Source organism: Sphingomonas sp. AOB5, from assembly GCF_029433115.1.
Lineage (GTDB): Bacteria > Pseudomonadota > Alphaproteobacteria > Sphingomonadales > Sphingomonadaceae > Sphingomonas.
The window spans coordinates 38148-60560 of sequence record NZ_JARNTV010000022.1; the positions used below are offsets into that span (position 1 = coordinate 38148).

At 65.4% G+C, this 22413-nt stretch carries 24 protein-coding genes, 1 tRNA gene and 1 pseudogene; 10 read left to right on the top strand and 16 right to left on the bottom strand.

Going from position 1 to position 22413, the window contains the following annotated elements; translation table 11 throughout:
- Positions 1–116 precede the first annotated feature (116 nt).
- Both P1X14_RS11455 and folK read right to left on the bottom strand, forming a co-directional pair.
- Positions 117–192, bottom strand: a tRNA-Lys gene (locus P1X14_RS11455).
- 13 nt (positions 193–205) lie between these two features.
- The gene (folK, locus tag P1X14_RS11460; protein WP_277315498.1) at positions 206–685 is read right to left on the bottom strand and encodes a 2-amino-4-hydroxy-6-hydroxymethyldihydropteridine diphosphokinase; all 480 of its coding nucleotides are present in this window, start codon (positions 683–685) and stop codon (positions 206–208) included.
- A 92-nt stretch (positions 686–777) separates the two neighbouring features.
- Here folK and P1X14_RS11465 point away from each other — a divergent pair, with 92 nt between their 5' ends.
- Positions 778–1323, top strand: a complete 546-nt coding sequence (locus P1X14_RS11465; protein ID WP_277315525.1) for a uracil-DNA glycosylase — start codon at positions 778–780, stop codon at positions 1321–1323.
- Here the strand turns inward: P1X14_RS11465 and aguB are convergent.
- Positions 1320–2168 carry an N-carbamoylputrescine amidase gene (gene aguB, locus P1X14_RS11470; protein WP_277315499.1) on the bottom strand — a complete coding sequence of 283 codons (849 nt, stop codon included), beginning with the start codon at positions 2166–2168 and terminating at the stop codon, positions 1320–1322. The two genes, P1X14_RS11465 and aguB, sit on opposite strands and share 4 nt — an antisense overlap.
- Before the next feature lie 62 nt (positions 2169–2230).
- Between aguB and P1X14_RS11475 the strand changes: the two genes are divergently transcribed.
- The gene (locus P1X14_RS11475) at positions 2231–2776 is read left to right on the top strand and encodes a hypothetical protein (RefSeq protein WP_277315500.1); all 546 of its coding nucleotides are present in this window, start codon (positions 2231–2233) and stop codon (positions 2774–2776) included.
- Here the strand turns inward: P1X14_RS11475 and P1X14_RS11480 are convergent.
- Both P1X14_RS11480 and P1X14_RS11485 read right to left on the bottom strand, forming a co-directional pair.
- Positions 2773–3768, bottom strand: coding sequence for an agmatine deiminase family protein (locus P1X14_RS11480; RefSeq protein WP_277315501.1), 996 nt, complete (start codon positions 3766–3768; stop codon positions 2773–2775). The two genes, P1X14_RS11475 and P1X14_RS11480, sit on opposite strands and share 4 nt — an antisense overlap.
- A gap of 152 nt (positions 3769–3920) precedes the next feature.
- Entirely contained in the window at positions 3921–5579 is a 1659-nt protein-coding gene (locus P1X14_RS11485; protein ID WP_277315502.1) for a M28 family metallopeptidase, read from the bottom strand.
- A gap of 140 nt (positions 5580–5719) precedes the next feature.
- Between P1X14_RS11485 and P1X14_RS11490 the strand changes: the two genes are divergently transcribed.
- Entirely contained in the window at positions 5720–7720 is a 2001-nt protein-coding gene (locus P1X14_RS11490) for a S9 family peptidase (RefSeq protein WP_277315503.1), read from the top strand.
- A gap of 58 nt (positions 7721–7778) precedes the next feature.
- Complete coding sequence (locus P1X14_RS11495) at positions 7779–9107, top strand: hypothetical protein (protein ID WP_277315504.1); 1329 nt, start codon at positions 7779–7781, stop codon at positions 9105–9107.
- A 57-nt stretch (positions 9108–9164) separates the two neighbouring features.
- Here the strand turns inward: P1X14_RS11495 and rpsD are convergent, their stop codons facing one another.
- The 3 genes from rpsD to P1X14_RS11510 all read right to left on the bottom strand — a co-directional run bounded on the left by rpsD (position 9165) and on the right by P1X14_RS11510 (position 11149).
- Entirely contained in the window at positions 9165–9779 is a 615-nt protein-coding gene (gene rpsD / locus P1X14_RS11500; protein ID WP_277315505.1) for a 30S ribosomal protein S4, read from the bottom strand.
- A 305-nt stretch (positions 9780–10084) separates the two neighbouring features.
- Entirely contained in the window at positions 10085–10339 is a 255-nt protein-coding gene (locus P1X14_RS11505) for a hypothetical protein (protein WP_277315506.1), read from the bottom strand.
- A gap of 75 nt (positions 10340–10414) precedes the next feature.
- Positions 10415–11149: an RNA methyltransferase gene (locus P1X14_RS11510; protein WP_277315507.1), complete on the bottom strand. Its 735-nt coding sequence runs from the start codon at positions 11147–11149 to the stop codon at positions 10415–10417.
- A gap of 111 nt (positions 11150–11260) precedes the next feature.
- Between P1X14_RS11510 and P1X14_RS11515 the strand changes: the two genes are divergently transcribed.
- A complete protein-coding gene (locus P1X14_RS11515; RefSeq protein WP_277315508.1) occupies positions 11261–12001 on the top strand; it encodes a hypothetical protein in 741 nt (246 codons plus the stop codon).
- Positions 11998–12432: a hypothetical protein gene (locus P1X14_RS11520; RefSeq protein WP_277315509.1), complete on the top strand. Its 435-nt coding sequence runs from the start codon at positions 11998–12000 to the stop codon at positions 12430–12432. The genes P1X14_RS11515 and P1X14_RS11520 overlap by 4 nt, the downstream gene beginning before the upstream one ends.
- Positions 12433–12437: 5 nt before the next feature.
- Here P1X14_RS11520 and nrdR read toward each other — a convergent pair whose 3' ends face one another.
- Genes nrdR through rpiB form a run of 3 tightly spaced genes read right to left on the bottom strand, consistent with a single transcriptional unit; the run spans position 12438 to position 14658 of the window.
- Positions 12438–12899: a transcriptional regulator NrdR gene (gene nrdR, locus P1X14_RS11525; protein WP_277315510.1), complete on the bottom strand. Its 462-nt coding sequence runs from the start codon at positions 12897–12899 to the stop codon at positions 12438–12440.
- A complete protein-coding gene (glyA, locus tag P1X14_RS11530; RefSeq protein ID WP_277315511.1) occupies positions 12899–14209 on the bottom strand; it encodes a serine hydroxymethyltransferase in 1311 nt (436 codons plus the stop codon). The genes nrdR and glyA overlap by 1 nt, the downstream gene beginning before the upstream one ends.
- Positions 14206–14658, bottom strand: coding sequence for a ribose 5-phosphate isomerase B (rpiB, locus tag P1X14_RS11535; protein WP_277315512.1), 453 nt, complete (start codon positions 14656–14658; stop codon positions 14206–14208). Before rpiB ends, glyA begins: the two co-directional genes overlap by 4 nt.
- A gap of 63 nt (positions 14659–14721) precedes the next feature.
- On the opposite strand from rpiB, the gene P1X14_RS11540 reads away from it, so the two are divergent.
- From P1X14_RS11540 to P1X14_RS11555, 4 genes are all read left to right on the top strand, one after another.
- A complete protein-coding gene (locus P1X14_RS11540; RefSeq protein WP_277315513.1) occupies positions 14722–15192 on the top strand; it encodes a hypothetical protein in 471 nt (156 codons plus the stop codon).
- Between the two features lie 65 nt (positions 15193–15257).
- Positions 15258–15482: a hypothetical protein gene (locus P1X14_RS11545; protein ID WP_277315514.1), complete on the top strand. Its 225-nt coding sequence runs from the start codon at positions 15258–15260 to the stop codon at positions 15480–15482.
- Positions 15483–15670: 188 nt separating this feature from the next.
- Positions 15671–16915: a DUF3419 family protein gene (locus P1X14_RS11550; RefSeq protein ID WP_277315515.1), complete on the top strand. Its 1245-nt coding sequence runs from the start codon at positions 15671–15673 to the stop codon at positions 16913–16915.
- Positions 16912–17574, top strand: a complete 663-nt coding sequence (locus P1X14_RS11555) for a class I SAM-dependent methyltransferase (protein ID WP_277315516.1) — start codon at positions 16912–16914, stop codon at positions 17572–17574. The genes P1X14_RS11550 and P1X14_RS11555 overlap by 4 nt, the downstream gene beginning before the upstream one ends.
- On the opposite strand, the gene P1X14_RS11560 is transcribed toward P1X14_RS11555, so the two are convergent.
- From P1X14_RS11560 to P1X14_RS11580, 5 genes and pseudogenes are all read right to left on the bottom strand, one after another.
- A complete protein-coding gene (locus P1X14_RS11560) occupies positions 17561–18019 on the bottom strand; it encodes a DUF695 domain-containing protein (protein WP_277315517.1) in 459 nt (152 codons plus the stop codon). The genes P1X14_RS11555 and P1X14_RS11560 overlap by 14 nt on opposite strands.
- Positions 18020–18038: 19 nt before the next feature.
- Positions 18039–19217, bottom strand: a complete 1179-nt coding sequence (locus P1X14_RS11565; RefSeq protein ID WP_277315518.1) for an endonuclease/exonuclease/phosphatase family protein — start codon at positions 19215–19217, stop codon at positions 18039–18041.
- 51 nt (positions 19218–19268) lie between these two features.
- Complete coding sequence (gene hemA / locus P1X14_RS11570) at positions 19269–20513, bottom strand: 5-aminolevulinate synthase (protein ID WP_277315519.1); 1245 nt, start codon at positions 20511–20513, stop codon at positions 19269–19271.
- Between the two features lie 57 nt (positions 20514–20570).
- Positions 20571–22238 (bottom strand): hypothetical protein, encoded by a 1668-nt coding sequence (locus tag P1X14_RS11575; protein ID WP_277315520.1) that lies wholly within the window; start codon positions 22236–22238, stop codon positions 20571–20573.
- Between the two features lies 1 nt (position 22239).
- Positions 22240–22413 (bottom strand): annotated as a pseudogene (locus P1X14_RS11580) (glutamate racemase); the annotation flags it as partial.

Genomic DNA, 22413 nt, shown 5'->3' on the forward strand with positions numbered 1-22413 from the left:
CGCGAAAAAGAAGCGCCCCGGACTCGAAGGGTCCGCAAGCGCAACCGCGCGCCGGCCGAAAGGCCGCTCCATCGGAGGCATGCGCGAAGCGCATAAGCCGCGAGATCAGAAAGCGCTGGTGGGCTCGCCGGGATTCGAACCCGGGACCTACAGATTAAAAGTCCGTTGCTCTACCGACTGAGCTACGAGCCCACACCAAGGCGGCTCACCTAGGGGCGAGGGGCCGTCGGGTCAACAGAAGCGCGCGAAGCTGGCGCACGGTGCGGCCGGTAAGCGGATCGCGCCAGTCCGGCGCAACCTGCGCCAGCGGATCGAGCACGAAGCGGCGCAGGCGGAATTGCGGGTGGGGGACGGTCAGCCCAGCCTCGCCCCATGATCCGCCGGACCACAGCACGATATCGAGGTCGATCACCCGCGCGGCCCAGCGTTGGGATCGCCGCCGCCCATGGGCGCGCTCGATCGCCTTCAGCCGGGCGAGCAGGGCAGGCGGCTCTTCCGCAGTCTCCACAATCGCGACGGCATTGGCGAAGCGGCGGTTCGACGGTCCCAGCGGCGCGGTGCGCAGGGTCGGCGAGACCGAGACGGCGCCCAGCGCGCGGATCGCGGCGGCGACTTCGGCCTCGGGCGATCCGTGGCGGCCGCGCCGGTTCGATCCGATCGCGATGGCATAGCTTGTCGTTCCCACCCGCATGCGCCTATCGCGCGGCGGTGAACACGTCCACAGAACCCGGCCGCGATTGCCCGCTATGTCCGCGCCTCGTCGAGACGCGCGAGGCGATGCGCACCGAGCAGCCCGAATGGTGGAACGCGCCGGTGCCGGCTTATGGCGATCCGGATGCCGCCATCGCGATTGTCGGCCTGGCCCCCGGCCGTGCGGGTGCGAACCGCACCGGCCTCGCCTTTACCGGCGACGCGTCGGGCGACCTGCTGTTCGCCACGCTGGAGAAATTCGGGCTGGCCGAAGCTGGCGCGCCGAAGGACGTGATGATCCTCAATGCCGTCAAATGCCTGCCGCCGGGCAACAAGCCGGTGCCCGAGGAAATCCGCAACTGCCGCCCCTTCCTAGAGGCGCAGCTGGAGGCGATGCCCAATCTTCGCGTGGTCGTCGCGCTGGGCGAGATCGCGCACCAGTCCTCGGTCAAGGCGCTGGGCGGCAAGCTGCCCAAATGCCGCTTCGCCCATCTGGCCGAACATCGCGTGCCATCGGGCATGATGCTGGTCGATAGCTATCACTGCTCGCGCTACAACCAGAATACCGGCCGGATCACGCCGGAGATGTTCGAGGCGGTGTTCGCGCGGGCGGTGGAAGTGGCTGCGGCCTAGATATCCTGCACCAGCCGCCCGTACAGCTCGGGCCGGCGATCGCGGAAGAAGCCGAAGGCGGCGCGGTGGCGCTTTACCCGGTCGAGGTCGAGCGTTGCGGTGATCACGCCGGTTTCCTTGCGGTCCAGCTCGGCGAGGATGTCGCCGCGCTCGTCGGTGATGAAGCTGGTGCCGTAGAAGGTCTGGCCATGTTCGGTGCCGACACGGTTCGCAGCGACCACCGGCACGACGTTGGACACCGCATGGCCGACCATTGCGCGCCGCCAGAGGCGAGCGGTGTCAAGGCTGTCGTCATGCGGCTCGCTGCCGATCGCGGTCGGGTAGAACAGGATCTGCGCGCCCATCAGCATCATCGCGCGCGCGGTTTCCGGATACCATTGGTCCCAGCAGATGCCGACGCCCAGCGTGGCGCCGGCACCGTCCCACACCTTGAAGCCGGTATTGCCGGGGCGGAAATAGAATTTCTCCTCATAGCCCGGACCGTCCGGGATGTGGCTCTTGCGATAGACACCGGCGACCTTGCCGTCCGGGTTGATCATCGCGAGGCTGTTATAGTGGTGCGGGCCATCGGCTTCGAAGAAGCTGGTCGGGATCCAGATACCCAGCTCGGCGGCGAGCTTCTGCATCGCCAGCACGGCTTTATGCTCGCCCGTCGGCTTGGCGTTGGCGAACAGGCCCTCGTCCTCGACCCGGCAGAAATATTCGCCTTCGAACAGTTCGGGCGGCAGCACCACCTGTGCGCCCTTGCTTGCCGCCTCGCGGACAAGCTCGGTCACGTTCGCGATGTTCGCGTCGATATCGGCGGTGAAGGCGAGCTGGAGCGCTCCGACGGTGATCTCGGTCATGGCGCGCCATGTAATGTGCGTGGGGCCTTGCGTCGAGCATCGCGGGGCGGAAGATGGGCGCCATGACCGCGTTCGAGTTCGTCTTCTCCTTTTTCGGGCTGGTGCTGGGCCTGTCGGTCGCGGAAATCCTGACCGGATTCGCGCGGGTGCTGCGCGAGCATGGCCGCATCCGGCTGGGCTGGCTGACGCCGCTGCTGGGCGTGATCCTGCTGACCGATCTGATCGTATTCTGGACGAACGCCTGGGCGATCCGCGATTCGCTGCCCGCCAGCTTCGCCGTGCTGGGGTTCGGCATGATGATCGCGGGCGTCTATTATCTCGCCGCGTCTTTGGTGTTCCCGGTGAGCGCGGGCGAATGGCCGAACCTCGACCATCACTTCATGCGCAACAAGGCGCTGGTGATCGGCGGGGTGATCGTGGCGAACTGGCTGGTGACGCTGGGCGAGGCGTTGCTGTTCGGCAACCGGATGGGCAGCTGGTTCGAAGTCGCGGGGCCGCTGATCCTCACCGTGCCGGGGCTGGTGCTGATCGTGGCGAAGGACCCGCGCCTGTGCCTCGCGGCAGAGGTCGTGATCCTCGCCCTCTATGCGCTGAACCAGCTGACCTAGAACGTCGGGATTTGCTGGCTGATGCAGTGGAAGCTGCCGCCGCCGGTCAGGATATGCCCGGCCTCGAAACCGACCACTTCGCGTCCCGGGAAGATCGCGGACAGCGTATCGATCGCCGCCTGGTCATTCTCCTGCCCATAGAGCGGCACCACCACCGCGGCATTGCCGATATAGAAGTTCATATAGCTGGCGGGGATGATGTCCTCTTCCTCGTTCAGCACGCGGCCGGGCGAGGGCATGCGGATGACCTCGACCCCGAACTGCTCCGCGCGCAGCGCCGCGTCCTGATAGACGCGCCAGTTGGGATCATTCTCGGTCGCCTGCGGGATCAGCAGCCGGTTCTCGCCGACGAAGCGGGCGAGATTGTCGACATGCCCGTCGGTATGATCGTTGAGCAGCCCGTCGCCCAGCCACAGCACACGGGTATAGCCCAGATCGCGGCGCAGCAGCCGTTCGACTTCGTCGCGGGTGATGTCGGGATTGCGGTTGCGGTTGAGCAGGCATTGCTCGGTGGTGACGACAAGGCCCGTGCCGTCGCCGTCGATCGCGCCGCCTTCGAGGATCCAGGGATGTTCCTCGACATGGAAATGCTGGCGGCGGGCAAGGCGCAGGCCGACATCGTCGTCGCCCGCCAGATCATATTTGCCGCCCCAGCCGTTGAACATGAAATCATGCGCGACGCGGTCGCCGCCGATGATTGCGGCGGTGTCGCGCAGCCAGATATCGCCGAACGGCTCGACGATGATCCGCGCATCGCCATGCACCAGCTTCTTGGCCGCCGCTGCGGCTTCATCGTCCGCCGCGACCAGGATCACCCGCTCGCCGCGGCCGCCGGCATGCACCGCACGCGCGAACTTCGCGACTTCCTCCCGCGCGGGTTCGAGGTCCTCGACCCACAGTTCGCCATGGCTGGGAAAGCCGATCCACACCGCATCGTGCGGCGCCCATTCGGCGGGGGGAGGGGCGGGGGGGCTGGTCGGTTCGGTCGTCATGGGGGGTCTTTACTCAATCCTCCCCTGGAAGGGGAGGGGGACCGCTGAAAGCGGTGGAGGGGTAGTCTCCACAAGCGAACAGATCGCCTGCGGAGACTACCCCTCCGTCATGCTGCGCATGCCACCTCCCCCTCCGGGGGAGGATCGTTACGTCACTTGCCCGCGCGGCTCTTGTCGCGGATCCCGCGGAATTCGGCGTCCTTGTACCAGTTAGGCCAGGTGTCGCCGTCCGCCAGCTGGCGGCCGAGCCAGAAGAACAGGTTCAGGTCCGCAATCGCGCCCGACCAGTCCCATTTGGGATCATACTGGTCCGAAGGCTGGTGGTAGCGATTCTCGGTATAGTCGTCCGCGGCCTTCTTGCCGGCTTCCTTGCCGCCATTGACCAGGTCCTCGCCGCTCTCGCCATAGAACATCGGCACGCCCAGCTTGGCGAAGCTGAAATGGTCGGAGCGGTAGTAGAAGCCCTTTTCCGGGGTCGGTTCGGGCACGACCACGCGGCCTTCGGCTTCGACCAGCTTCTTCATCAGGTCTTCCAGCTCGGACTTGCCGACGCCGGTGAACACGAAATCCTTGGCCGGGCCGTTCAGGTTCACGCCGTCCATGTTGACGCCGCCCACCGTCTGCGAAAGCGGGAAGACGGGGTTCTCGGCATAATATTTGGAGCCAAGCAGGCCCGATTCCTCGGCGGTCACCGCCAGGAAGATCATGGTGCGCTTGGCCGGACCCTTCTTCTTCTGCGCCTCGGCGATCGCGATCAGCGCCGCGGTGCCCGAGGCATTGTCGAGCGCGCCGTTGCAGATATCGTCGTTATTGACCTTCTCGCAGCGGCCCAGATGATCCCAGTGCGCCGAATAGAGGACATATTCGTCCTTGCGCTCGGTGCCCGGCAGGATGCCGATGACGTTCTTCGAAGCCTGACGGCGGATGTCGCTGTCGAACGAGACCGATGCCTTCACGCCGGTCAGCGGCACGGCCTTGAAGCCCTTGGTCTTCGCGGCGGCGACCAGCTTGTCGTAATCCTGGCCACCCTTGAAGAACAGGCGCTTGGCGTAGTCCTGCTGCATCCAGCCGATCGCCTTGGACTGGTCCATATGGTCGCCCGGCGTGTCCTGCTCGAGCTGGGGCCCGGTCCAGCTCGACTGGACGACGTTCCAGCCATAGGCGGCCGGTTCGGTATTGTGGACGATGATCGCGGCCGCGGCGCCCTGACGCGCGGCTTCCTCATATTTGTAGGTCCAGCGTCCGTAATAGGTCATCGCCCGGCCGCCGAAATCGCCCTTCAGCTCCTTGGTCTCCCAGTCCGGATCGTTGATCAGGATGACGACCGTCTTCCCCTTCACATCGACGCCGGCATAGTCGTTCCAGCCGCGCTCCGGCGCGTTGATGCCGTAACCGACGAACACCACGTCGCTGTTCCTGATCTCGGTCTTGGGCGTGACCTGATAGGTCGAGATCACCATGTCGGTGCGATAGTTCAGACTGATCGCATCGCCCTTGCCGCCGGTGAAGGTGAGCGGCGAGACGTTCTTCGCGGTCAGCTCGACCAGCGGCACGTCCTGCACCCAGCTGCCCTCGTTGCCGGGCTCCAGGCCCGCGGCCTTCATCCGTTCGATCAGATAGGCGACGGTCTTTTCCTCGCCCGCGGTGGCCGGAGCGCGGCCCTCGAACTCGTCGGACGACAGCTTCTCGGTGACCTGCTTCAGCGTATCGACGGAGATGCCCGGATCGTTGGTCTTGGCAGCGTTGCAGCCGCCCAGCGCGGCGCTTGAAGCAAGCAGGGCCGCGGTGGCGGCGATCATGGAAAGGCGCATGGAGGTTCCTTGAATGGCCTGGATGGCGCGGACATTGGCAGCGGGCCATGGGCAGCACAAGGGGACTCGTTTCGGCCTTGCGCGGGGCCGGGCGCTCGGTCAGTCTGCTCGCCGACGGGGTTTATTTTCAGGGGTATAGCATGCGTTTCCGGGGGGTGACGGCGCGGGCGGGTCTCGTGCTGGCGATGTTGGGCGCAGCCTGGGGTAATCCTGCCGCGCAGGCGCAGGGCGTGGATGCGAAGCGTTTCGGCGCGCGCGAGGCGGTGCGGCAGATCGCGCTTTCCCCCGATGGCGCGCGGGTCGTGTTCATCGCGCCGGGACCGGGCGCATCGAGCATCGCCTATGTCGCCGATGTGCAGAATGGCGCGGCGCCCCGCAGCATCCTGTCCGCCGACGGCAAGCCGGAAAAGCTGCAGCGTTGCAGCTGGGCATCGAACCAGCGCGTCGTGTGCCTGGCGACCACCTATATGCGCGAGGAAGCCGGACTGGTGCGCTATTCGCGGCTGATCACCGTGGATGCGAGCGGCGCCGACATGAAGCTGTTGTCGGCGCGCACCTCGTCGCGCGCGCTGGGCGTGGCCCAGAATGGCGGGCAGGTGATCGACTGGCTGCCCGATGCCGACGGCAATGTGCTGATGACCCGCGTGTTCGTGCCCGAGGCCGATCCCACCACCCGCATCGTCGAATCGCGCGAAGGCTATGGGGTCGAGCGAGTCGATGCGACCAGCCTGCGGCGCACCGTCGTGGAGCAGCCGCGCCGCGACGCCGTCGAGTTCATCACCGATGGCTATGGCACGGTGCGGATCATGGGCGGATCGGTGCTGGACAACGCGGGCTACGCGACCGGCGTGATCCGCTATTATTACCGGATGGCGGGCCAGCGCGAGTGGAAGCCGCTGGGCGATCTCGACACGCGGACGGGGCTGGGTTTCAATCCCCATGCCGTCGATCGCGATCTGAATCTGGCGTACGGATTCGAGAGCCATAACGGCCGCAGCGCGTTGTTCAGCGTCGCGCTGGACGGCACGATGAAGAAGACTTTGGTCTATAGCCGCGACGATGTGGACATCGACGATCTGGTCCGCGTTGGCCGCCGCCAGCGTGTGGTGGGTGTCAGCTTCGCGACCGAGAAGCGCCAGACCATCTTCTTCGATCCGCAGTTCAAGGCGATCGCAGCCTCGCTGTCGCGTGCGCTGCCCGGCTTGCCGCTGGTCAGCTTCGTCGATGCCAGCGGGGACGAGAACCGGCTGCTATTCTGGGCGGGCAGCGACACCGATCCCGGGCGCTATTATGTGTTCGATCGCAAGGGGAAGCAGATCCTGGAGATCATGCTGTCGCGGCCGCAGCTCGAGACGGTGAAGCTGGCGCCGGTCAAGGCGGTGACCTTCACTGCCGCGGATGGCAATGTGATCCCGGCCTATCTCACCCTGCCGCCGGGCAGCGACGGCAAGAATCTTCCCGCGATCGTGATGCCGCATGGCGGCCCCGGCGCGCGGGACGAATGGGGCTTCGACTGGCTGGCGCAATTCTATGCCGCGCGCGGCTTTGCGGTGCTCCAGCCCAATTTCCGCGGATCGACCGGCTATGGCGATGCGTGGTTCGTCAACAACGGTTTCCAGTCTTGGAAGGTCGCGATCGGCGACGTCAATGATGGTGGCCGCTGGCTGGTGAGCCAGGGGATCGCCGCGCCGGACAAGCTGGCGATCGTCGGCTGGTCCTATGGCGGCTATGCCGCGCTGCAATCCGCGGTGCTCGATCCGACACTGTTCAAGGCGATCGTCGCGGTGGCGCCGGTCACCGATCTGCCCGCGTTGCGCGAGGAGTCGCGCTATTTCACCAGCTTCAAGCTGGTACGCGATTTCATCGGTTCCGGCCCGCACCTCACCGAGGGATCGCCTGCGCGCAACGCCGTGAAGATCACCGCGCCGGTGCTGCTGTTCCATGGCGATCGCGACAGCAATGTCGGCGTCGGCCAGTCGCGGACGATGGAATCGCGGCTGAAGGCGGCGGGCAAGACGGTCGAGTTCGTCGAGTTTGCCGGCCTCGATCATTATCTGGAGGATGCCGAGGCGCGCACCACCCTGCTCGACCGCAGCGACGCCTTCCTGCGCACTGCGCTGAAGCTGCCGCCCCGGGAGTAGCCGCTTGCGTTCCGATGGCGCGCTGCCATTATGGTAGCGATAACATCGGGAGGCGAGGATGCGGATCGGCGGCCTGTGCGCGGCATTGCTGTTGCTGGCGAATGTGCCTGCCGCGGCCCAGCAGGATTATCGCGAGGCGGAGATCGACCGGCGCGCGATGCTGGACCGGCTGGGGATCGCCGATACGCGGCCCGGCGCGGACGGCTTCAACCGGCAGGCGCCCAACGCCGCAAATTATGACGAGGCGCAGGCGGGAAATCCGTCGCTCCCGCCCCTGCTGGCGATAGCCGATGGCAGGCCGGTAACCAGCGCCGCGATGTGGCGGCGCGAGCGGCGGCCGCAGATCGTCGCGCTGTTCGACCGCGAGGTCTATGGCCGCGTCCCCGCCACCGCGCCGCGCATCGCATGGAAGCTGGTGAAGGAGGAGCGCACGACCGAGGCGGGCATGCCGGTCATCAAGCGCTGGCTGGAAGGCACGGCGGACAATCGCGCATGGCCCCGGGCATCGGCAGTGATCCAGCTGCGCTACACGATCCCGGCGAATGTGAAGCGGGCGGTTCCTCTGATCCTGTCCTTCGGCTTTCCCGAGGGCTTCCGCTTCCCCGGTCCGCCGCGCCCGCCCGAACCGGGGCCGACGCCGGGCGAACAACTGCTGGCGAACGGCTTCGGCTATGGCGTGATCGTCGCCAATTCGGTGCAGGCCGATAATGGCGGCGAACTCGATAGCGGCGTGATCGGCATCTCGCTGCGCGGGGCGCGACGCGGGCCGGAGGATTGGGGCGTGCTCCGCGCCTGGGCCTGGGGCGCCGACCGTGCTTTCGACGCGCTGGCGATGGACAAGCGGATCGATACGCGCCGGATCGGGATCGAAGGGCTGTCGCGCTACGGCAAGGCGGCGCTGGTGACGATGGCGTATAATCCGCGCTTCGCGATCGGCTTTGTCGGCTCATCGGGTGCGGGTGGTGCGGCACTCTATCGCCGCAATTTCGGCGAGCGGATCGGCAATCTTGCCGCGGGTGGCGAGTATCACTGGTTCGCGGGCAATTTCCTGAAGTACGCCGGGCCGAAGACCGAATTCGACCTGCCGGTGGACGCGCACATGCTGATCGCGCTGGCGGCGCCACGCCCGATCTTCATCGGCGCGGGCACGGTCGAGACCGGCGACGGCTGGGTCGATCCGCGCGGCAACTTCCTCGCCGCACTGGCTGCCTCGCCGGTATGGGAATTGCTCGGCAAGCCGGGCCTGAGCACCACGACCTTCCCGCCCGAGCTTGTCCCCGCCACCGAAGGCACGATCGCCTGGCGCCAGCATCGCGGCGGTCACAACAATCGCGACAATTGGCCGGCCTTCATCCGCTTTGCGCGGGCGCAATTCGGGATACGCTGAAACGAAAAGGGCGGCCCCGAAGGACCGCCCTTTGCTGTTCCGATATGGAAGCCGGACTTAGCGCGAATAGAATTCGACGACCAGGTTCGGTTCCATCTTCACCGGGTACGGCACTTCGTCGAGCGTCGGCACGCGGGTGAAGGTGATCTTCGAGGCGCCATCCGGCACCACATAATCGGGGATGTCGCGCTCCGACAGGCTCTGCGCTTCCATCACCAGCGCCATTTCCTGCGCCTTGGACGACAGCGAGATTTCCTCACCGACCTTGATGCGGCGCGAGCCGATGTTGCACTTCTCGCCGTTCACGCGGACGTGGCCGTGGTTCACCAGCTGGCGAGCCGCGAAGATCGTCGGGGCGAACTTGGCGCGGTACACGATCATGTCGAGGCGCATTTCGAGCAAGCCGATCAGGTTCTGACCGGTGTCGCCCTTCATCTTGGCGGCGTCTTCGTACGAGCGCTTGAACTGCTTCTCGGTGATGTCGCCGTAATAGCCCTTCAGCTTCTGCTTCGCGCGCAGCTGGATGCCGAAGTCCGACATCTTGCCCTTGCGGCGCTGACCGTGCTGGCCGGGACCATATTCACGCTTGTTGACCGGGCTCTTCGGGCGACCCCAGATGTTCTCGCCCATCCGCCGGTCGAGCTTGTGCTTGGCGCTGCTGCGCTTCGACATTCCTAAATCCTTGCAATTGCTAACAACGTTGGTTCCGGTATCCGCCTGCTGATCTCCCGGAGGAGGGCAGGGCCACCGCTTCACCGGAGTGCGGGGCCATTGCGAAGGCGCGCGGTTAGCCGCGTGGCGCGCGCAAGTCAACCATGGGGATGCCCGCAAAGGCCTCCAACTGGATGGTATATTGCCAATGCCCAGGCTCGCAGACGCGACGCCCGCCTGCCGGAGCAGGCGATCGTCGCGCTGTGGGATCAACGGGTCGAAGCCTCGATCGCTTATAAACGCGAGGCGTTCGACCGGTGTTGGGCTCAGCTCGGCTTGGCGTAGGGGGTTTCGGCGTTCCGGCCTTCACGCTCGGCATTGTCGAGAATGCGATTGCGGTCGTCGCGCGAGCGCTGCTCGGCCTGCTTCCACTCGCTCTCCTTCATGCAGGTGCGCTTGGCCAGACGCGTGCCGACCGAATTGTCGCGCTTGCAGATCACGCGATCCACGGGCGCAGGGGCATCCTGCGCAGACGCCATCGGGGTTGCGAGCAACAGCGTCGAGAAAAGAGTGGCAATCATGTACGGGCTCCCCGGGGAAATTCCTGAATAGCCATTCTAAGCGAGCGTGTATTGCGAATGCAATGCGCCAAGACGCTATTTCGGCTGCTTCTTGCCATCCAGCGCCGACAGCACACCGCGCACGGTGCGCAATTCCTGGCTGGTCCAGCCGGGCTTGGTCAGCAGGGTGCGCAACGTCCGTTTGTTGGTCGGCACGCGTTCGGGCGGATAGAAATAGCCGCTGCGCGACAGCATCTCGTCGAGCTGGCCGATCATCCCTTCCAGCTCGTCCTGCGGCGCGGGCGGCCCCAGCTCCTCCTCGGTCGGCTGAACGAGACCGCCTTCGGCGCCGACGCCCTTCGACCATTCATAGGCGACCAGGATCACTGCCTGCGCCAGATTGAGCGAACCGAACTCCGGGTTGATCGGCACGGTCAGGATCGTGCGGGCCAGCGCGACATCGTCGGTCTCCAGTCCCGAACGCTCCGGGCCGAACAGGATGGCGGAGCGATGCGGCGCGGCGTGGATCGCGCGTGCGGCTTCTTCCGGCGTCACCACCGGCTTGGTCACCCCCCGCTTGCGCACCGTTGTCGCATAGACATGCCCGCAATCGGCTGTTGCTTCGGCCACGCTCTCGAAAACCCGCGCGCGCTCCAGCACGATATCGGCGCCGCTGGCGGCGGGGCCCGCCATGGGATTGGGCCAGCCGTCGCGCGGGGAAACCAGCCGCATCTCGGTCAGTCCGAAATTGAGCATCGCCCGCGCAGCCTTGCCGATATTCTCGCCCAGCTGCGGGCGGACAAGGACGATAACCGGGGAAGTGGCGGCCAAGTTCATGAAAAGTCGAAGTCCCGAATATTATAGATCAAAGTCGATGTTTTTGGTGATTTAACTCGCCGCGCAGCAATAATAAGATCTCTTCATTCAAATGAGGGGGAATCGATGCGTTCCATTCTTGCCGCGATCCTCAGTGCCGCGTTGCTCGGTCTGGCCAGCTGCGCAGCGCCCTCTAGCAACAATATGGCGCCTCAGCCAACGTCCACCGGGAGCAGCTCGGAATACAGTGCGGAAAATGCGGATTTTCCGGTATTCAAGCTGCCCGCGCCCAGTCCGTCTGCCAAGGTCGAATTGTCATGGACGGCGCTGGGTACCGGGCTGACGACCGTGGGAGCGGTCGAGGCGCGCCTGAGGGCGCAACTCGATTCCAAGGGTTATACAAGGCGCAGCTATTACTCGGTTCCCGGCGGTTTCGCGGTCGCCACCCAGGCCGAGCGGTTCGAGCGCGATGGCCGCTCCACCATCGGCGATCGCCGATGGAAGCTCGACCCCACCGGCCTGATCGGCATGCCGGCCACCTTTACCGTGGCGGGCATTCTCGAAAGCCTGCGCAATGCCGGACCGGGCCGGTACCGCGTGATCGTGATTCTGGTCACCACGAAGCTCAAGACCACAGACGGAAGCGCCACCTCGATCGGGCAGGCGCAGGCATGGGTCGGCAATGGCGGCGACGGCATTCCGCTGGACGTGGCCAAAATCCCCTTGGGGCAGGAACATCGCATGACGGCGCTGATCTACGAGTTCGCACGGGTGGCGGTGCAATCGGACATCAAGTTCGTCGGTGCCAGTCCACTCGATGGGCGGGCACATCTTGTGGGTGCGGGCCTGCTGCGGAGGGGATCGTGAACATCAATGCGCTGCTGACCCTGATCTGGTGGATCTGGGGGATCGTGCTGATCCTCCTACTGGTCGTCCTGTCGAGCATCGCGCTGTTCAAGCCGGATGAAGTGAGGGCCGCGTGGGAATGGTTCGTCCCCAACCTTTTCCCGACGATGGCGCTGGTCGGGGGCATCCAGTATCAGCAGGCCAAGACCAAGGCGAAGGCGCCAGCCGCCAAGGCAAAGCCGAACCCGGCGCCGCTCGCACCCGGTGCAAGGCCGCAATCCTGGGTCACTCTTGCCTTGAGCTTGCTCTATCTGGCGCTGTTGAGCGGTGCGCTGCTCGGCACGTTATGGGCGCCCGATCCGCTGGGATCGCTGCGCATGTCGAATCTGTGGCTGGGTCCGATACTGGCGCTCAACAGCGCGGCGATCGGCGTTCTGTTCGTGAAGGCCTGAGCCGTTCAGTCCCGCCCGGCTTCGGTGACGTTGCCCGCGAATTCCTCGAAATCCTTGGCTTCGCGGAAGTCCTTATAGACGCTGGCGAAGCGGATATAGGCGACGGGATCGAGGCCCTTGAGGCCCTCCATCACCAGCTCGCCGATCCGCTGCGACGGGATTTCGCTGTCGCCCAAGGTCTCGAGCTGGCGCTGGATGCCGGAAACCAGCTTCTCCACCTGCGCCGCGGTGATCGGGCGCTTGCGCACTGCGATCGAGACCGAGCGGACCAGCTTGTCGCGCTCGAACGGCTCACGCCGGTCCTCGCTCTTCAGCACGGTCAGGTCGCGCAGCTGGATGCGTTCGAACGTGGTGAAACGCGCCGCGCACGCCTCGCACTGGCGCCGCCGCCGGATCGCCGCGCCGTCCTCGGTCGGACGGCTGTCCTTCACCTGTGAATCGTCGTTACCGCAAAACGGACAGCGCATCAGGCCTCCGGATAAATCGGGAAGCGCTCACATAGCGTGCGGACCCGCTCGCGAACATTGGCTTCGATCTGCGCGTCGCCCTGTTCACCATTCTTGCGCAGGCCGTCGAGCACGTCGGCGACCATGTTGCCGATCTCGCGGAACTCGGCAGGACCGAAGCCGCGGGTGGTGCCCGCCGGCGAACCGACGCGGATGCCGCTGGTCTTCATCGGCGGCAGCGGATCGTTGGGGATGCCGTTCTTGTTGCAGGTGATCGCCGCGCGCTCCAGCGCTTCGTCGGCATCCTTGCCGGTCACGCCCAGCGGGGTGAGGTCGATCAGCGCCAGATGCGTGTCGGTGCCGCCCGAAACGACCGCCGCGCCGCGTTCGCTGAGCGTCGCGGCCAGCACCTTGGCGTTCTCGACGATCGCCGCGGCATAGGACTTGAAGTCCGGACGCAGCGCTTCGCCGAACGCCACCGCCTTGGCGGCGATGACGTGCATCAGCGGGCCGCCCTGAAGGCCGGGGAACACCGCCGAGTTGATCTTCTTCGCGATCGCTTCGTCATTGGTGAACACCGCGCCACCGCGCGGGCCGCGCAACGTCTTGTGGGTGGTGGTGGTCACGACATGGGCATGGCCGAACGGGGTCGGATGCACGCCGCCTGCGACGAGACCTGCGAAATGCGCCATATCGACCATGAAGGTCGCGCCGACTTCATCGGCAATCGCGCGGAACTTCGCGAAATCGATGATGCGCGGATAGGCCGAGCCGCCCGCGATGATCAGCTTGGGCTTATGCTCGCGCGCCTTGGCCGCGACTTCGTCGAAATCGATCAGATGAGTGACCGGGTCCACGCCATACTGGATCGCGTTGAACCATTTGCCCGACATCGCCGCCTTGGCGCCGTGCGTCAGATGGCCGCCCGAATCGAGGCTCAGGCCCATGATCGTGTCGCCCGGCTTCACCAGCGCCAGCATCACCGCGCCGTTCGCCTGCGCGCCCGAATGCGGCTGGACGTTGGCGAAGTCGCAACCGAACAGCTGCTTGGCGCGGTCGATCGCGAGCTGCTCGACTTCGTCGGACGGGTGGCAGCCCTGATAATAGCGCTTGCCCGGATAGCCCTCGGCATATTTGTTGGTGAAGACCGAACCCTGCGCTTCGAGCACCGCCTTGGAGACGATATTCTCGCTGGCGATCAGTTCGATCTGATGCTGCTCGCGCTCCAGCTCGTGCGCGACGCCTGCGAACACCGCAGGATCGGCATCGGCGAGCGATTGGGTGAAGAAGCCTTCGCTCCGAAGGCCGGCCGTTTGCGGGTTGGTGCTCATGGCAGGTTCCTTTCGGGATGAGTCAGCTTGTCCACGCGGCCCTGATGGCGGCCGCCGTCGAATTCGGAATTGAGGAAGGTCACGATGCAGGCCTTGGCCATCTCGACGCCGATCAGCCGCGCGCCCAGCGCGATGACATTGGCATCGTTATGGTTGCGCGCCAGCCGGGCCGAGAGCGGCTCCGACACCAAGGCGCAGCGAGCCTGGGGCACGCGATTGACCGCGATCGAGATGCCGATGCCCGATCCGCAGATGGCGACGCCGAACGCCGCCTCGCCTGTCGCGACGGCCTGGCCGACGCGATAGCCATAGTCGGGATAATCGACGCTTTCAGGTCCATTGGTGCCGAGATCGGTCACGTCATGACCGATTTCGCGCAACCATTCGGCGAGTTCGGACTTCATGGCGTAGGCGGCATGGTCCGATGCGATGGCGATCCGGTGCGGCATGCCGCGCCCTCTACGCGCGCGGAACGGTGCTGGCTAGACACGACAATGGGGTTGGAGAAGGAAATGCGTGGATTTTTGCTCGTCGCGCCGGTGGCGCTGATTCTGGCCGGCTGCAATGCGGCGGATCGCAGCAATATCGGTAATGCGGTCGAAAATGCCGGGACCGAGATCGGCAACGGCGCGGCGGACATCGTCGAGGGCGCCGGGAATGTGCTGGAGGATGCCGGTAACGCCGTCACCATCCTGCCGCCGTCGCGTGACGACTGGGTCGGCCGCTGGACCGGGGTCGAAGGCACCTATCTGGTCGTTTCCAAGGGTGCGACCGCGGGCAGCTACAAGCTGGAGATGCAGTATACGCTCGACGACAAGGGAATTTTCGACGGCACCGGCAGCGACGCCGGCATCGCCTTCACCCGCCCCGACGGCAAGCAGGAACTACGCGCGTCGAACGGTGATGCGACCGGGCTGAAATATCTGGCCGGAAAGAAGGACTGTCTGAAGGTGAAGGATGGCGAAGGCTATTGCCGCGACTGATCCGCGCCGGAACGGCCCGGCGGCTTGATCGTTACGGACCGGAATCAACAGCAATGGAGAACCCCATGCGCAAATCGATCCTCGTTCTCGCGCTCCCGCTCGGCCTGGCACTGTCGGCCTGCTCGCAGGCGGAGAACACCGCCGCCGATCTGGGCAACACTGCGGACTCGGTCGGCGATACGCTGTCCAATGCCGGGGAAGATGCGATCAACACGATCGACAATGCCACCGACGATGTCGGCAACCGCGTCGAGAAGGTCGGCGACGCGATCGGCAACGCTGTCGAATAAGGCCTGTGGCGCGCGGGCAGCGTCCGCGCGCCGCCTTCCGGCATTCCGACGTCGTTCGGTAACACCCGCTTGGCGCTTTGCAGCGGGCGTGCCAAGGGAATGACGCGCGGCTGCAACCTCCCTGTCACATCGAACGCCTAGGCCGCGCGAAAGCCGCCGTGCTGCGGGGCATTTGCCGGAGATCCGACATGGGTTCGATTGCCAAGACGCCGAAGAACGGAGCAGTTCGCGGCGCAGTGCACCGTCACGAGCATCTGACGAAGGAAGGCATCCTCGAACGCGCCTTCACCTTCGCGTTCCGCGGCTTGGTCTATGCCCAGATCTGGGAAGATCCGGTGATCGACATGGAAGCGCTCGAGCTGCAGCCCGATCACCACATGGTGACCATCGCTTCGGGCGGCTGCAACGTCTTCTCGTACCTGACCGCGAACCCAAAACAGGTCACCGCGGTCGACCTGAATCCGGCGCATATCGCGCTCAACAATCTCAAGAAGGTCGCGGCGCTGCATCTGCCCGATCAGGCCAGTTTCCACCGCTTCTTCGGCCATGCCGACAGCCCGGAAAATGTCGAGGCGTACAAGCGCTATCTGCGCCCGCATCTGGACGAGAAGAGCCGCGCCTATTGGGAAGGCCGCGACTGGTCGGGCCGCCGCCGCATCTCGGGCTTTGCCACCGGCTTCTACAAGCGCGGGCTGCTCGGCCGCTTGATCGGCACCGTCCATTTCCTCGGCAAGCTCTACCGGATCGATCCGAAGGAAATGCTGGCGGCCAAGGATATGGCCGATCAGCGCCGCATCTTTAACGAACGCTTCGCGCCGTTCTTCGACAAGAAACTGCTGCGCTGGCTGGTCGATCAGCCCGCCGCGCTGTTCGGCTTCGGCATTCCGCCGGCGCAGTACGACCTGCTCAAGGTCGACGACAATCGCGGCATCACCGGCGCGCTGAAGGTGCGACTGGAGAAGCTGGCCTGCGATTTCGACATCAAGGACAATTTCTACGCTTGGCAGGCGTTCGGCCGCGGCTATGGCAAGCATGAAGACGCGCCGTTGCCGCCCTATCTCCAGGCCGTGAACCACGAAGCGGTGCATGAGCGTGCCGGCCGGGTCGAGATCCGCCACGCGAACATGTGCGATTATCTGGAATCGATGCCCGCCCAGTCGCTCGACCGGTATCTGTTCCTCGATGCGCAGGACTGGATGACCGACGAGCAACTCACCCGGCTGTGGAGCGAAGTCACCCGCACCGCCAAGCCCGGCGCGCGCGTTCTCTACCGGACCGCTGCCGCGCCCGATGTGGTGCCGGGGCATATCCCCGATGACCTGATGGGCCAGTGGCAGCGCGCGCCGCAGGAGCGGCTCGACGATCTCAACGCCCGCGACCGTTCGTCGGTCTATGGCGCGATCCATATGTACACGCTGAAGCCGCACGAATGAGCGGGGCTGCTGCGGGTGCCGACCAGAAGGGGCTGATGGACGCGACCTATGCGCTCCATCGCCACTTCTACGACTTTACCCGCAAATTCTATCTGCTCGGCCGCGACCGGCTGATTCGCGAGCTGGCGCCGCCGCCGGGCGGCACGGTGCTGGAAGTCGGCTGCGGCACGGCGCGCAACCTGATCGTGGCGGCGAAGCGCTGGCCCAATGCGCGCTTCTTCGGCTTCGACATCAGCGAAGCGATGCTCGACACCGCAGGCAAGTCGGTTGCGAAGCAGGGGCTTTCCGACCGGATTTCGCTGGCACAGGGCGATGCCGGCAAGTTCGACGTGAACCGGCTGTTCGGCGTCGAGAAGGTCGACCGGGTGTTCATGAGCTACACTTTGTCGATGATCCCGCCCTGGGTCGAAGCGATCGAGCTGGGCGCCGCCGCACTGGCCCCGGGCGGCGAGCTGCATATCGTCGATTTCGGCCAATATGAGCGGCTGCCGGCCTTCGCGAAGAAGCTGCACTTCAAGTCGCTCAATGACTTCCACGTCTATCCCCGCCGCGAACTGCCCGCAGTGCTCAAGCGCGTGGCGGAGGAGCAGGGACTGGCGCTGGAATTCACCCCGCTGCTGCGCGGCTATACCTGGGCGGCGGTGCTCAGGAAGGCCTAGCCCCGTCCAGCTTGCTCCAGTCGAGCGCCGAGGCGATCACGTCGTACCCGTCCCAATCGGCATCCTCGAACAGTTCGAACGTCAGCGGATAGCGCGGCTGGCCCATTAGCGCATCGTTCAGCCCGTCCTGGAACCGGTCGAAATCCGGCGTGTAGATCCGCCATTCGCGCGTCTTGTCGCGCGTCACGACCGCCGCGAGCTTGCCCCAGCCGCCCGAAGCCATCGCTGCGTCGAGCGTATTTTCGAACTCGGCCATCGAATCGAGGTCCTCGTCCTCGGGCATGTGCGGTTCGTCCGAATCGAACGCCCAGCGGATCATCACCAGCCGGGGATAGTCGGCCTTCTCGTCCTCGTCCGGCGCGCGCGTGCGGATGCGGGTGGTGGTCGGCCCCTCGTCGCTCTCGCCGATGGCATAGGCCCAGGGTTCTTCGGTCGACGCGCTCATGGCCCGGTCTGTTCCTCGCTTAGGGCACCGGCGTTGCCGCCTTGGCCTTCTTGATGATCTCCGTCAGATAGTCGTCCGAGTAATCGACGCAAATCTCGCACCACAGCAGCTTGTGGTCGGACATCTGGTTCTTGCGATAGGTCGCCTTGAAATATTCGGCCTGTTTGTCGCGCGGCCGGGCGGCGCCCTTGGAGTCGGTCGCCATCTTCGCCGGCTTCACCACATCGATATAATGATCCACGTCCTCGTCGCGATAGACGTGCTTGAGCATGTCGAACACGCCCGATCCGCCCACCTTGAAGCCCGGATGCGCGGATTTCACCGCGATCTGGTCATAGTGGAAATTGCCGCCCAGATTGCTCTTCAGCGGCTTGGTCGGGATCGCGAACCCGGCCTTTTCCAGCGCCTGCATCGTCTCGTGCTCGGGCGAGATGATGTTGAAGTCGCCCAGCAGGATATAGTTGGAATCCCAGCCCGCATCCTCGGGCCGCGCCCATTGGCGTTCCCTGGCGCGCTTGATCATGTCCTTCTTTTCGTCGCCCTGACGGTCGGCAAGGAACTGCGCGATCTTCTCGATCTCCTCGCGGCGCTGCTTCAGCCCGGCGCTGCCTTCGCCGTAGAAGATATGGACGGTGCACAGCTTGAACTTGAGCCAGGCCGAGCGGAAGGCGACCGCGAAGGGCGTCCGCGCGAACTGCACCTTTGTGGCGGGGGCGTTGGCGGCGCCCGGCGCGGCGATCTCCTGCCCCTCGGGCAGCACGATCTCCCCGGCTTCCTTGCAGAATTCGACCTTGGCCTTGCGATAGAGGAACGCGAGCCGCTCGTTATTGCCCGCGCCGCCCGAACGCCCACCCGCGGTGTCGGTGACCAGATAGTCCCAGCCCGAGCCGAGATGCTTGTCGATCAGCTCCTCGAGCTTGGTCAGGTCGCGATTGACCTCCTGCACGGCGACCAGATCGAAATGATCGATGATCTCGGCGATGTAGAGCATCGATTCGGTGGTGCGGTCATATCCGCCGCCATCGCCGAAATGCATCAGGTTCCAGGTGGCGAGGCGCAGGCTGCGCTCGCTGGTGCCGGCATGGATCTCGGTGCGCAGCGCCGCCTTCAGCGCTTCCAGCCGCTCGGCGACGAATTTCTGGCGGACCGGATTGTCCTTGAAATCCCGGTGCCAGCGCAGCGAATTGATCAGCGTCATGCGTGCATCCCCCTCGTCTTCAGGTGATGCGACCCGTTCGTGACAGCCGTCTTACGCGGCCCTGCGCAGTTCCAGACGTCCCCAGATCTCGACCAGTGCGTCCACCAGCTCGCGCATCATGCCTTCGTCATGCGCGGGGCCGGGGGTGAAGCGCAGGCGTTCGGTGCCGCGCGGCACGGTCGGGTAATTGATCGGCTGCACATACACGCCGTACTCGGCGAGCAGGATGTCGCTGATCTTCTTTGCCTTCACCGGATCGCCGACCATCAGCGGCACGATATGGGTGGTCGTGTCCATCACCGGCAGCCCGGCGTCGCTCATCATCGCCTTCAGCGTCGCGGCGGCGGCCTGCTGGCCATCACGCTCGCTGCTGGAGGCCTTGAGGTGGCGGACCGAAGCCAGCGCGCCAGCGACCAGCACCGGCGACAGCGAGGTCGTGAAGATGAACCCCGGCGCATAGCTGCGGATCACATCGATGATCATCTTGTCGGCCGCGATATAGCCGCCCATCACGCCGAACGCCTTGCCCAGCGTGCCTTCGATGATCGTCAGCCGGTGTGCGGCCTCGTCACGATCAGAAATACCGCCGCCGCGCGGCCCGTACATGCCGACGGCATGGACCTCGTCCAGATAGGTGAGGGCGTTGTACTTGTCGGCCAGGTCGCACAGCGCATGGAGCGGGGCGACGTCGCCGTCCATCGAATAGACGCTTTCGAACGCGATCAGCTTGGGTACGGCGGGATCGTCCGCTGCCAGCAATTCCTCGAGATGGGCGAGGTCGTTGTGGCGGAACACGCGCTTCTCGCAGCCCGAATTGCGGATGCCCGCGATCATCGAGGCGTGGTTCAGCTCGTCCGAATAGACGATGCAGCCCGGCAGCACCTTGGCTAGCGTGGAGAGCGTCGCTTCGTTCGAGACATAGCCCGAGGTGAACAGCAGCGCGCCTTCCTTGCCGTGCAGGTCGGCCAGTTCGCCTTCCAGATCGACATGGTAATGGGTGTTGCCGCCGATGTTGCGCGTGCCGCCAGAGCCCGCGCCGACGTCGTGAAGGGCCTCCTCCATCGCCGCGATCACCTTGGGATGCTGGCCCATGGCGAGATAATCGTTCGAGCACCACACGGTGATCGGCTTCGGCCCGTTATGCCCGGCGAAGCAGCGCGCATTGGGGAACATGCCCCTGTTGCGCAGGATATCGATGAACACGCGATATCGGCCTTCGGCGTGGAGCCGGTCGATCGCCGAACTGAAGACGCGCGCGTAGTCTACACCCGGCGCTGTGCTGTCGTTGTGGCCCATGGTGGCGCCTCCCCTAGCCGGGATATTAGCGGATTTCCAGCCGGGGGAACCCTGCGTTCACCGCTTTTGTGTATCAATTCTGCGCCAGGGGTATGCATCCCGCGCATCGAGACGGCACAGGCCGGCGATCCGATAGGCCTGTGCATAGGCCGCGACTCGCGCGTCGTAATCGGCCGCGAACGAGTCGGCGAAGTTCCATCCGGGCGGGTTGAAGGTCGAAAATCCGTTGATCGTCGGCACCCGCCAGCGCTGGGCGAGATACATGGCGTCGACATTGTGCGGATAGAGCGCGGCGATCTTCGCATCGAACTGCTGCGGCTCGTTTTGCCGGGCAGTGACGACATAGAAGCTGGTGCAGCCCGGCGGCGGCGCGGGCAGCGACTCCAGCGCGGTCAGGTTGGTGGTGCGGTCCAGCTTGACCGGCGGGTTCAGGTTGATCTGCTCGACCACTAGCAGCAGCGCGGCGAGTCCCGCCAGATGCGGGGCGGAGCGTAGCCACGCCGCGAACTGCGCGCGATAGACCCCCGCGACCAGCAGCAGCACCGGCAGCACGAGGAACAGCTGATAGCGCAGCACGACGCGCAGCCCGCTCGCGCCCGGCACCAGCCAATGGACCAGGATCCAGGGCGACACGATCCAGAAGCGCAGGGTCAGCACCCAGCCGACCAGCAGCGCGATGGCGAAAATCCGCATCGCCTGGGTCTGGCCCGGACGGCGCAGCACGCGATGCGCGGCCAGCATCGTCAGCGCGAACAGCAGCAGCGGAAACCCGCTCTGATGCTCGCCGGCAAGAAAGCGGCGGACGAACTCCGGCGAGAACAGGCCATGGACGATCCGGCTGATCCAGCCCCATGCCAGATTGCCCGGCCCGGTGTTGACCGGATCGAACAGGGTCACGGTGTAGCTCAGCACATAGCCATGCCCGCCGGTCTCGCGCGCCTTGGGCAGATAGACGCTGAGGAAGGGCAGGGTAAGGACAACGAACACCGCGCCGCAGATCGCCAGTGTGCCGATATGCGCGCGGATCAGGTCCCAGGCCGTGCGCGGCGCCGCGCGGCCCTGTGCCCATAGCCAGCACAGCACCAGCAACAGCGCGAAGAACAGGGTGAACCACGCCATGTAATAGGCGGTCAGCAGCCATGCCGCGAGCAGCGCCGCGCAACCCGCACCCAGCAGGCGTGCTTTGCTGCGATGCCCGGCCAGCTCGGCGCGGGCGGCCTCGATCACCAGCAGCGCCACCAGCGGCAACAGCGCGATGCTGGCCACCTGCACATGCCCGCCCTGCACCACCAGATTGTTCGAGATGGTGAAGAGCAGCGCGACCATCGCCGCGACCGTCCATTCCCAGCGCAGCGTCCGCGCCACCAGCGCATAGGCGGCGAAGAAACCGATCGTGCGGAAGGTCGCGATGTTCAGCGTGTCCGACAGGAACGGATCGAACCAGATCCGCCAGAAGGAATAGATCAGCCCGTACAGCAGATAGCCGTCATTATAGCCGAGCGTGCCGCCATGCGGGTGGAAGTAGAGCGGCTGGTTCCACACGCCATGCCCGGTCAGCACGTTGCGCCAATGTTCGAGGATGCTGATCTCGATGATGCCGTCGGCGCGGTCGCCAAAGCCCAGCGCGAACCCGCTGAAAATCTGCACGCGGAACACCAGCACCATGGCGAGCGCCCAGAGGGCGAGCAGCACCGCGCCCCGCGTCCATCTGCCGGTCGTTTCCATCCTAGAGCGCTTCGATCACGGTCAGGCCGAACCGCGCCAATGCGGGGACCAGCGCGTCGGTTCGCGCGTCGCGGGCCGTGAACACGGCGCGTCCGGCCACCGGCGCGTCCGGCCAGCTCTGACCGTCGGTCAGATAGGCGACGCGGCGTGCGATGCCCGGCCCGCCATCGACGAA